General features: G+C 71.2%; 8 protein-coding genes. 4 read left to right on the top strand and 4 right to left on the bottom strand.

Annotated elements, in window-relative coordinates; all coding sequences use genetic code 11:
• The 3 genes from ACFW6P_RS29105 to ptsP all read left to right on the top strand — a co-directional run.
• The coding region (locus tag ACFW6P_RS29105) for a hypothetical protein (protein WP_386425364.1) at positions 1–196 on the top strand (196 nt) is incomplete at its 5' end.
• 271 nt (positions 197–467) lie between these two features.
• Positions 468–917, top strand: coding sequence for a PTS glucose transporter subunit IIA (locus tag ACFW6P_RS29100; RefSeq protein ID WP_386359373.1), 450 nt, complete (start codon positions 468–470; stop codon positions 915–917).
• A gap of 78 nt (positions 918–995) precedes the next feature.
• Positions 996–2,666, top strand: a complete 1,671-nt coding sequence (gene ptsP, locus ACFW6P_RS29095) for a phosphoenolpyruvate--protein phosphotransferase (RefSeq protein WP_386359372.1) — start codon at positions 996–998, stop codon at positions 2,664–2,666.
• A gap of 71 nt (positions 2,667–2,737) precedes the next feature.
• Here the strand turns inward: ptsP and ACFW6P_RS29090 are convergent, their stop codons facing one another.
• Both ACFW6P_RS29090 and ACFW6P_RS29085 read right to left on the bottom strand, forming a co-directional pair.
• The gene (locus tag ACFW6P_RS29090; protein ID WP_386359370.1) at positions 2,738–3,628 is read right to left on the bottom strand and encodes a hypothetical protein; all 891 of its coding nucleotides are present in this window, start codon (positions 3,626–3,628) and stop codon (positions 2,738–2,740) included.
• A gap of 167 nt (positions 3,629–3,795) precedes the next feature.
• Positions 3,796–5,763, bottom strand: a complete 1,968-nt coding sequence (locus ACFW6P_RS29085; RefSeq protein ID WP_386359369.1) for an acetoacetate--CoA ligase — start codon at positions 5,761–5,763, stop codon at positions 3,796–3,798.
• 212 nt (positions 5,764–5,975) lie between these two features.
• Between ACFW6P_RS29085 and ACFW6P_RS29080 the strand changes: the two genes are divergently transcribed.
• Positions 5,976–8,342 carry a TIM-barrel domain-containing protein gene (locus ACFW6P_RS29080; RefSeq protein WP_386425361.1) on the top strand — a complete coding sequence of 789 codons (2,367 nt, stop codon included), beginning with the start codon at positions 5,976–5,978 and terminating at the stop codon, positions 8,340–8,342.
• A 3-nt stretch (positions 8,343–8,345) separates the two neighbouring features.
• Here the strand turns inward: ACFW6P_RS29080 and ACFW6P_RS29075 are convergent, their stop codons facing one another.
• Positions 8,346–8,861 (bottom strand): NUDIX domain-containing protein, encoded by a 516-nt coding sequence (locus ACFW6P_RS29075; RefSeq protein WP_386359375.1) that lies wholly within the window; start codon positions 8,859–8,861, stop codon positions 8,346–8,348.
• 38 nt (positions 8,862–8,899) lie between these two features.
• Entirely contained in the window at positions 8,900–9,739 is an 840-nt protein-coding gene (locus ACFW6P_RS29070) for a M15 family metallopeptidase (protein WP_386425358.1), read from the bottom strand.
• Between the last annotated feature and the right edge of the window lie 37 nt (positions 9,740–9,776).

Genomic DNA, 9,776 nt, shown 5'->3' with positions numbered 1-9,776 from the left:
GTGTTTTTTCAAAGGAACCTCGACCATCGGTCACCCGATGGACGGGGTATCAACATATCTGGCGTTGACTTTTGGCACGCTGTTGAGTTCTCAAGAAACGGTCGCTTCCTTTGTACTCACCCTCTCGGGCTTTCCTCCGGGCGCTTCCCTTCGGTCTTGCGTCTCCCACTCTATCAGTGTTTTCCCGGCCTCTTGACCACCGCTCTGCGGGCATGCAGAAAGCGATCCGTAGAGGAGGATCTGACAAGTTGGTTGCTGCCGGGCCAAGGCGTTGTTCAGCCCCAAGCAGGAGTAAGACTGTACACGCGACCGCGAAGCAGGGGCAAATCTGTGTGCGATATGGTCTAGACCACTCTGGAGTACTCGCGCGGAACGGGCACTTCAGGTGGCATACCCTGCTCAGCAGTGTGCCGTCCGGTACCTACAGGGACGGGCCCCTGTCGATCTCCAGCCCTGGGAGGTTTCCCGTGACCACCGTGACGTCCCCGCTCGCAGGACGCGCCGTCGGACTGGCGGCCGTGCCGGATCCGGTCTTCTCCGGGGCCATGGTCGGCCCGGGCACCGCCATCGACCCCGTGCGTGAGCCTTCCGAGGCCGTCTCTCCCGTGGACGGTGTCATCGTCTCCCTGCACCCGCACGCGTTCGTCGTGGTCGACGAGAGCGGACACGGCGTGCTCACCCACCTCGGCATCGACACGGTGCAGCTGAACGGCGAGGGCTTCGAGTTGCTGGTGAACAAGGGCGACAAGGTGCGGCGCGGCCAGGGCATCGTGCGCTGGAACCCCGCGGACGTCGAGGCCGCGGGCAAGTCCGCGATCTGCCCGGTCGTGGCGCTCGAGGCGACGGCCGAGGCCCTCTCCGATCTTCGCGTCGACGGCGAAGTGAAGGCCGGCGACAGTCTTTTCCTCTGGAAGTGACGTCCGTGCCGTCGCGGGACGGCGAGTACGACAACCAACGCGGCGGCGGGGCCCGCCGCACTATCGGAGACGGGTGAGATGGAGACAACGCTGCGAGGCGTCGGTGTGAGCCACGGTGTGGCGATCGGCGAGGTTCGGCATATGGGGACGGCGGTGCTCGAGCCGCCGGCCAAGCAGATCCCGGCGGACGAGGCGGAGCGCGAACAGGGGCGCGCCGGCAAGGCAATGGAGGCGGTGGCGGCCGATCTGACGGCGCGGGGCAATCTGGCGGGCGGTGAGGCCCAGGCGGTGCTCGAGGCGCAGGCGATGATGGCGCAGGACCCCGAGCTGATGGCCGATGTGGAGCGGCGGATCGCGGTCGGCAGCACCGCCGAGCGGGCGGTGTACGACGCGTTCGCCGCCTACCGGGAGCTGCTGGCGAATGCAGGTGAGTACCTCGCCGGGCGGGTGGCCGACCTGGATGACGTGCGGAACCGCATCGTCGCTCGTCTTCTCGGGGTGCCGATGCCGGGGGTGCCCGACAGCGACGAGCCCTATGTCCTGGTCGCCCGTGACCTCGCTCCTGCCGACACCGCGCTGCTGGACCCGGCTCTGGTGCTCGGTTTCGTCACGGAGGAAGGCGGTCCCACCAGCCACAGCGCGATCCTGGCGCGGGCGCTCGGTGTGCCGGCCGTGGTGGCGCTGCCGGGGGCCGGTGAGCTGGCCGAGGGCACGATGATCGCCGTCGACGGCAGTACGGGAGAGATCTTCGTGGACCCGAGCGACGAGAAGAAGACCGAGCTGGAGGCCGCGGCCGCGCAGCGCAAGGCGGCGCTGGCGGCCTCGACCGGGCCCGGTGCCACCGCGGACGGTCACAAGGTGCCGCTGCTGGCGAACATCGGTGGTCCCGCGGATGTGGAGGCGGCCGTCGAGGCCGGTGCCGAGGGTGTGGGTCTGTTCCGTACCGAGTTCCTCTTCCTGGACGACAGCAAGCAGGCGCCGTCCGAGGAGAAGCAGGTCACGGCGTACCGGCAGGTGCTCGAGGCGTTCCCGGAGGGGCGGGTCGTGGTGCGGGTGCTGGACGCGGGCGCGGACAAGCCGCTCGACTTCCTGACGCCGGCGGACGAACCGAACCCGGCGCTCGGCGTGCGGGGTCTGCGAACGCTGCTGGATCACCCGGAGGTGCTGCGTACGCAGCTGACGGCTCTCGCGAAGGCCGCCGAAGGGCTGCCGGTCCACCTCGAGGTCATGGCTCCGATGGTGGCGGACCGTGCGGATGCCCGGGCTTTCGCGGACGCGTGCCGTGAGGCGGGACTGCGGGCCAAGTTCGGTGCGATGGTCGAGATCCCGTCGGCCGCGCTGCGGGCGCGTTCGATCCTGCAGGAGGTGGAGTTCCTGTCGCTCGGGACCAACGACCTGGCGCAGTACACTTTCGCCGCGGATCGTCAGGTGGGCGCGGTGTCCCGGCTGCAGGACCCGTGGCAGCCCGCGCTGCTCGACCTGGTGGCGCTGTCCGCCGAGGCGGCCAAGGCCGAGGGCAAGAGCTGTGGTGTCTGCGGTGAGGCCGCGGCCGACCCGCTGCTGGCGTGTGTGCTGACCGGTCTGGGGGTCACCTCTCTCTCGATGGGCGCGGCGTCCGTCCCCTATGTGCGGGCGACACTGGCCAAGTACACGTTGGCGCAGTGCGAGCGTGCCGCCGCCGCGGCGCGTGCGTCGGACAGCGCCGAGGACGCGCGCGGCGCGGCGCAGGCGGTGCTGTCGGGCGAGTAGTCCGGGCGTGGCACGGCCGACGGCTGCCCGGGAGGGGCGCTCCACCGAGGTGGGGCGCCCCTCCTCCGTTCTCAGTGGCGGTGCCCCTGTGCCGGCTTCTCCTCTCCCAGGTCGGGCGGTGCGCTGTAGTCGACGTTGGACTCCGGTGAGATGAGGTCCCCGGAGTCGGCGTCGGTGCAGTAGGCGTCGAAGACCTCTCCGGCGGTGAGGGGGTGGAGTCCGTAGGTGCGCAGGCGCCAGCCGTACACGCGGTCGGCGGTGCCGGGGGCGCTGGCGCGGACGACGAGTCCTCCGGGGCTCTCCGTGGCGAGGCCGAGGGCCAGGACGGTGGTGAACTCGAGGGCTGCGGTCTCGTCCAGTTGCGGGCCGCTGCCGGTGTCGGTGGCGTGGAGGGCGGCGACGAGGGTTTCGGGCGGTCCGGTCACGCTGCAGACGAGGTGCCGGTCGCCGGGTGGGGCGGTGTCGAGGATGCGGGTGAGGAGGTCCGAGGCACGGGCGAAGGCGGCGTGCCCGAGGTCCTCGCCGCAGGAGGCGCAGGCGCCGAGGCGGGCGAGGAGTGTGGTCGCGTACTCCCAGGTGGCCTGGCGGACGGCTTCGTCGACCAGGGCGGCGAGGAGGTCGGCCAGTGGCTGGCCCTCATAGGGGAGGGTGGGGCCGGTGTGTGCGAGGTGTGCCGTGAAGCGTGTGCGGCTGGACGGAATGTCGGGGTCGAGGTCCTTGAGCCGGCAGAACTCGGCGTACTCCTCGGGGTCGAAGAGGGCCACGGAGGTGTGGCTGCCCTGCAGGGCGCGTGTCCTGAGGAGGCCTTCGACCTGGCGGAGGTAGGCGGCGTGGTCGTCGAAGGTGAAGGTGCGGTAGCGCCGCATGGTCCGGAAGTCGTGCTCGTCGGTGAGCAGGCCGATGGTGCCGGCGATCTCGCGCCGCAGGACGCGTCGCATGGTCCGGCTGTCGGTGTGTGTCATCGCTTTCCCCCTGTGCACGGTCGATCAATGCTCACTCACAGTAATCGACGGCACTGACAACGAGGGGTCGGCGAGGGATCGAAGGCAGTTGATGATGGACGAAAGTGCAGGTCAGGGTCAGTTCTGAACCATGACCCACACCTCCGGTCGAGATGACGGGGAGTGGTTCACGCTCGTTTGCGCGCGAGCTCCTCGTAGAAGGACAGCAGGTCGAGGTCGTCGATGGAGCCCGGGTTGACCGCCTTCTCCAGCGGGGTGCCTTGCAGGAGGCGCTTGACGGGGACCTCGATGCGCTTGCCGGTGAGGGTGTGCGGGACGCCGGGTACTTCGATGATCTCGTCGGGCAGGTGGCGCGGGGACAGCTGTTCGCGGATGGTCTGCTTGATGCGGTTCAGCAGGTCCTCGTCGAGGGCGGCGCCGGGGGCGAGATGCACGAAGAGGGGCATCCAGTAGCCGCCGTCGGGCTGCTCGATGCCGATGACCAGTGATTCCCTGATCTCGGGGAGGCGTTCGACGGCTTCGTAGATGTCGGCGGAGCCCATTCGTACGCCTTGGCGGTTGAGCGTGGAGTCGGAGCGGCCGTGGATGACGACGGAGCCGCGGGAGGTGAGGGTGATCCAGTCGCCGTGCCGCCATACGCCGGGGTAGGTGTCGAAGTAGCTGTCGCGGTAGCGGCTGCCGTCGGGGTCGTTCCAGAAGCGGATGGGCATCGACGGCATGGGGTCGGTGACGACGAGCTCGCCGACCTCGTCGGTCAAGGGGTTGCCGCTGGGGTCCCAGGACTGCAGGTCGGTGCCCAGGCAGGGGGCCTGGAGCTCTCCGACGTGGACCGGGAGGGTGGGCACGGCTCCGGCGAAGCAGGAGCAGACGTCCGTGCCTCCGCTGACGGAGGCGATCCACAGGTCGTCGCGGACCTCGTCGTGGAGCCAGCGGAAGCCGTCGGGCGGCAGGGGTGAGCCGGTGGTGGCGACGCACTGGACGGAGGAGAGGTCGAAGTCGCGGGACGGGTGGACGCCCGCCTTGCGGCAGGCCATGACGTAGGCGGCCGAGGTGCCGTAGAGGGTGGCCTTCGTGCGTTCGGCGATGCGCCACTGGGCGCCGGTGTCCGGGTAGCCGGGGCTGCCGTCGTAGAGGACGATCGTGGTGCCGGTGAGCAGGCCGGAGACGAGGAAGTTCCACATCATCCAGCCGGTCGAGGTGTACCAGAAGAAGCGGTCCTCGGGGCCCAGGTCGCAGTGCAGGCCGAGCTGCTTGAGGTGCTCGACGAGGATGCCGCCCTGGGACTGGACGATGGCCTTGGGCAGGCCGGTCGTGCCGGAGGAGTAGAGCACCCACAGGGGGTGGTCGAAGGGCACCTGCTCGAAGACGGGCTCGGTGTCGGCGCAGGTGAGGGCGGACCAGTCGAGGGCGTCTTCCGGTGCTTCGGTGCCGAGGAGGGGGATGTGGACGACGGCTCGCAGGGTGGGCAGTTCGCGGCGCAGTTCGGCGACGGTCTCGCGGCGGTCGTGTTCCTTGCCGCCGTAGCGGTAGCCGTCGACCGTGAACAGCACGACGGGTTCCACCTGCTGGAAGCGGTCGAGGACGCTGCGGGCGCCGAAGTCGGGGGCGCACGAGGTCCAGACGCCACCCACGGCGGCGGTGGCGAGCAGGGCGACCACGGCCTGCGGGATATTGGGGAGGTAGCCGCTGACGCGGTCACCGGGGCGGACGCCGAGGGTGCGCAGCTCGGCGGCCAGGGAGCCGACCTGGCGGCGCAGCTCGGACCACGTGACGGGGCGTGGTTCGTGCGTCTCGTCGACGTGGAGGAGGGCCGGTTGGTCCGCGCGGGTGGCGGCGGCTCGCAGCGCGTGTTCGGCGTAGTTGAGGGTCGCCCCGGGGAACCACTGGGCGCCCGGCATGGAGCGGTCGCCGAGCACGCGCGCGTAAGGGGTCGAGAAGCGGACGTCGAACCACTCGGTGACGGCCTTCCAGAATGCTTCCAGCTCGTCGACGGACCAGCGCTGGAGCGCCGCGTAGCCGCCCACGGCGGGGGCGCCGTGGTGCTGGGCGGCCCAGGCCTGGAACGCGGTGATCCGTGCCCGGGCGATGCGCTCGGCGTCTGGCTGCCAGAGCGGCTGTGGACGTTCGGTCGACATGGTCGGCTCCCGGACTGTGCGCGTCGTGCGCGTCCTCCGCGCACGGGCTGGGGCGTGCGCGTGACGCGGCTGAGACGGAGAATGCCATGTGATCGACTTCGGCACCAGGGTGCGCCCCACATAGTCCGTGTCGTGAAGATGTGGTCCTGGCACGGGTGAACGGCAGTTGAACGAGACATCCCTGCGGGGCGGTCAGTGGCAGGGTGAGCAGCATGAACGGTCGTGGCCTGGTGCGTTCGGTGAAAGCGGTGGCTTCTGTGGGGGCGGCGCAGGGTGTGCGTACCGTGCGGGCGGCGTGGCGCAGGCGGCGGGCCGATGCCACCGGGCTGCCGGTCCGGGGGGCGGAGCGGGCGCGGGTGCCCGGGCTCGTGCGTGAGGCGGAGCCGGGGCCCGGGGGCGGTGTGGTCCGGTTCGTCCGGTCGGAGCTGCGGATCGTCGTCGCCGTGAACGGGGCCGTCTTCCTGGGCTGGGACGGCGCGGAGCCCGAGCCGTCGTACGCGCTGGCCGGGCGTTGTCCGGAGCCGGATCCGCGGGCGGTGCTGGAGCCCGACAAGGACGGCGGCTGGCGGGTGGTGGCCGAGCGTGTCACGGTCGTGGTCTCGCGGCACGGCGCGGTGGAGGTGCAGACTCCCGGCGGGGTGGCCTTGCGGCGTGATCTGCCGCCCCGGTGGTGGGAGCCGGTCGGGGGCGGGGAGGCGCGCTGGATGCAGCGGTCGGAGGTGGCGGCCGACGCCCGGTTCTTCGGCCTCGGAGGGCGTGCGTCGGGTCCGCGGCTGCGGGACGGGACGTACCGGCTGTGGAACACCGACCCGGGCGGCCCCTTCGCTCCCGGTGACGACCCCTTGTACATCACGATGCCGGTGCAGCTGGTCGTGTCGGACGGCGGTACGCACCTGGTGTTCCACGACAGCTCGTGGGACGGCGCGGTGACGCTGCGCGAGGGCGAGGAGGGCGCCGGGTCGGGGCACGACCGGGCCGGTACGAGCGAGCTGCGGATGGACGGCGGTCCGCTGCGCTGCTGGGTCATGGTGGGTACTCCCGCGCGCGTGCTGCTCGCCTGGGCCTCGCTGACGGGGGCGCCGGCGCTGCCGCCCGCGTGGGCGCTGGGCCATCACCACGCGCGGTGGGGCTTCGGCAGCGAGCAGGAGGTGCGGCGGATCGTCGCGGGCTACTTGGAGCACGGGCTGCCGCTGGACGCGGTGCACCTGGACATCGATCACCTCGACCGGCACCAGGTGTTCACCGTCGACCTGGACCGCTTCCCGAAGCTGCCCCTGCTGGCCGAGGAGCTCGGGCGGGACGGCGTCCGTCTGGTGTCGATCGTCGATCCGGCGGTGAAGGCGGCGCCCGGGAACGCCGTGTACGACGGTGGGACGGCGCAGGACGCGTTCGTGCGGGACGCGGCGGGCCGGGTCGTCGAGGGGGTCGTGTGGCCCGGGGAGGCGGTGTTCCCGGATTTCACGCACGCGCGGGTGCGTGCGTGGTGGGGCGGTCTGTACGAGGAGCGGCTCGCGCAGGGGTTCTCGGGCTTCTGGCACGACATGAACGAGCCCAGCTCGTTCACCGCGTTCGGGGAGATGACGCTGCCGCGCTCGGCACGCCATTCCTTGGAGGGGCGCGGTGGCGACCACCGTGAGGCGCACAACGTCTATGCCCTGTGCATGGCCCGGGCGGGTTTCGAGGGGCTGCTGAGACTCGCTCCTCAGGAGCGGCCGTTCCTGTTCTCGCGCTCCGGGTGGGCCGGTATGCAGCGCTACGGCGGCGCGTGGTCGGGGGACGTCGCCACCGGCTGGCCCGGGCTGCGGGCGTCGCTTTCGCTGGTGATGGGGCTCGGGCTGTGCGGTGTTCCGTACTCGGGGCCGGACATCGGTGGTTTCGACGGGGAGCCGTCACCGGAGCTGTTCCTTCGGTGGTTCCAGCTGGGCGCGTATCTGCCGCTGTTCCGTACGCACGCGAGTCTGCGGGCCGGGCGCAGGGAACCCTGGGAGTTCGGTCCGGAGGTGCTGGAGCACGCGCGCGCGGCGCTGCTGGGACGTCGTCGGCTGCTGCCGTACTTCATGACGCTGGCGCATCTGGCCCGGCGTACGGGGGCGCCGTACGTGCGGCCCCTGTGGTGGGGGGCGCCGGAGGAGCGGGCGCTGCGGGACTGCGAGGACGCCTTCCTGCTGGGTGACAGCCTGCTGGTGGCCCCGGTGCTGGACCCGGGTGCGGATCGGCGTGCGGTGCAGCTGCCGCAGGGGCGCTGGTACGACACGGCGACGGAGCGGGCGTACGAGGGGCCTGCCCGGGTTCTGGTCGACGCGCCGCTGTCGCGTATACCGGTGTTCGCACGGGCGGGCGCCGTTCTTCCCGTGCGGGGTGCGGACGGCGGGATCGAGCTGGAGGTGTGGGCGCCCGCCCGGGGGCGGACCGGTGGCGGGCTCGTCGTCCCGGACGGGGGCGACGGGTGGGACGAGCCGGAGATCGAGCGCTACACCGCCCGCTGGACGGGCACGCGGCTGGTCGTCGAGCGGGAGGGAGGGGACGGCGGTGCCGAGCCGCCCCACCCCGTGCGCGTCCGGGGAACCGGAACGCGCTGACGCTCAGATGTAGCGGCCCTCGAACCAGGCCCTTACCGCCAGGGTGTGCAGGGGGAAGGCCAGCTCCTGCGGCCTGCGCAGGAGGTCCCAGCCCTCCGTCTCGCCGGTGGCGGTGGAGGGCGGCAGGCTCTCGACGGGGCGTTCCGGAAGGAGACCGAACAGCAGCAGGTGTCCGTCGGGCGAGCTCATGGCGTCGACGAGGCGTACGTCGCGGACGGCCGCGTCGATGCCGGTCTCCTCGCGCAGTTCGCGGACGACGGCCTGCCGCCAGTCCTCGCGGTCGTCGAGGTAGCCGCCGGGCAGTGCGATGCCCCCGCGCGCGGGGGCGACGGTCCGCTGGATGACGACCAGGGCGGTGCCCTGGGTGTCGTAGACGGGCTGGAGGGCGACCGCGACCGGCAGGGGATTGCGATAGGCCACGGCGCCGCACACCGGGCAGGTGCGGGGCCAGCCGGAGACGCCCTCTCCGTAGGGGGCGCCGCAGCTCGAACAATGGGAGTCCGGCGCAGAGTTGGACATGATGTGCTGTTTTTCGGACACGCGCGGACTGTAGCCGATCACGCAGAGGGCGTCGCGGGCAGGCGCCCTCGGTGACGGCCGGACAGCGCCTTCCCGGACACGGGGAAGTCGAAGTAGGTGTCCGGATAGGGCTCGGGCTTGAAGGTGTAGTGCCACCACTCCTCGGCCAGGTTCACGAAGCCGAGCCCTTCCAGGGTGTCCTTGAGCAGCAGCCGATGGGCGCGCTGGGTGCCCTGGACACGCGGGTCGAGGGTGTGCGAGAGGGTGTCGAAGCAGTCGAAGCCGGTCCCCATGTCGACCGAGTTGTCGGGGAACCGCTCGCTCCGGGGCGCGACGCACGGCACGAGGGTCTCTCCGGGGCGATACGGCCGGGTCCGCTCGGCCGGGAGCCTGACGAGGGTGACGTCCAGGGTGGATCCCCGGCTGTGGCCCGACTTCCCGGCGATGTAACCGTCGGCGAACAGCCGGGTCTTGTCGACGTTCGGGTAGAACTCGCCCTTCATGGCCTGGTCGTCGAGGTCCTGCGCCCAGCGGACGAAGTGGTTCACCGCTCGCTGCGGCCGGTAGCAGTCGTAGACCTTGAGCGTGTAGCCCTGGCGCAGCAGCTTCCTCTGGGCCTTGTGCAGGGCTTCGGCGGCGGGGCGGGTGAGGATGCAGAGCGGCTGCCGGTAGCCGTCGATGCGCTCGCCGACGAAGTTGTGCGCGGTGGCGTAGCGCAACTCCTGAAGGATCGTCGGGTCCACGCTCCTCAGGGTCACGAAGTCCCGCGGTGCCCGGGGGGCGGTTCCGGCGCGGGCGGGGGTCAAGGAGGCGGTGGCCGCGAGCAGGGCGGCGGCCGCGGCGATCAGGGCTCGTGTCACGGTGGTGAGTCGTGTCATGGCTCCTGCGTCTATCAGGAGACGCCTCACCCGGGGA

Source organism: Streptomyces sp. NPDC058741 (assembly GCF_042746715.1).
In the GTDB taxonomy this organism is placed as follows: domain Bacteria; phylum Actinomycetota; class Actinomycetes; order Streptomycetales; family Streptomycetaceae; genus Streptomyces.
Note: the sequence above shows the minus strand (reverse complement) of the source record. Positions and strands in the feature narration are given on the sequence as shown.

What these genes read in the sequence shown, in the direction of transcription:
- ptsP (WP_386359372.1), top strand. Translation starts at nt 996, where the DNA reads ATGGAGACAACGCTGCGAGGCGTCGGTGTGAGCCACGGTGTGGCGATC.
- ACFW6P_RS29090 (WP_386359370.1), bottom strand. Translation starts at nt 3,628, where the DNA reads ATGACACACACCGACAGCCGGACCATGCGACGCGTCCTGCGGCGCGAG.
- ACFW6P_RS29085 (WP_386359369.1), bottom strand. Translation starts at nt 5,763, where the DNA reads ATGTCGACCGAACGTCCACAGCCGCTCTGGCAGCCAGACGCCGAGCGC.
- ACFW6P_RS29080 (WP_386425361.1), top strand. Translation starts at nt 5,976, where the DNA reads ATGAACGGTCGTGGCCTGGTGCGTTCGGTGAAAGCGGTGGCTTCTGTG.
- ACFW6P_RS29075 (WP_386359375.1), bottom strand. Translation starts at nt 8,861, where the DNA reads ATGTCCAACTCTGCGCCGGACTCCCATTGTTCGAGCTGCGGCGCCCCC.
- ACFW6P_RS29070 (WP_386425358.1), bottom strand. Translation starts at nt 9,739, where the DNA reads ATGACACGACTCACCACCGTGACACGAGCCCTGATCGCCGCGGCCGCC.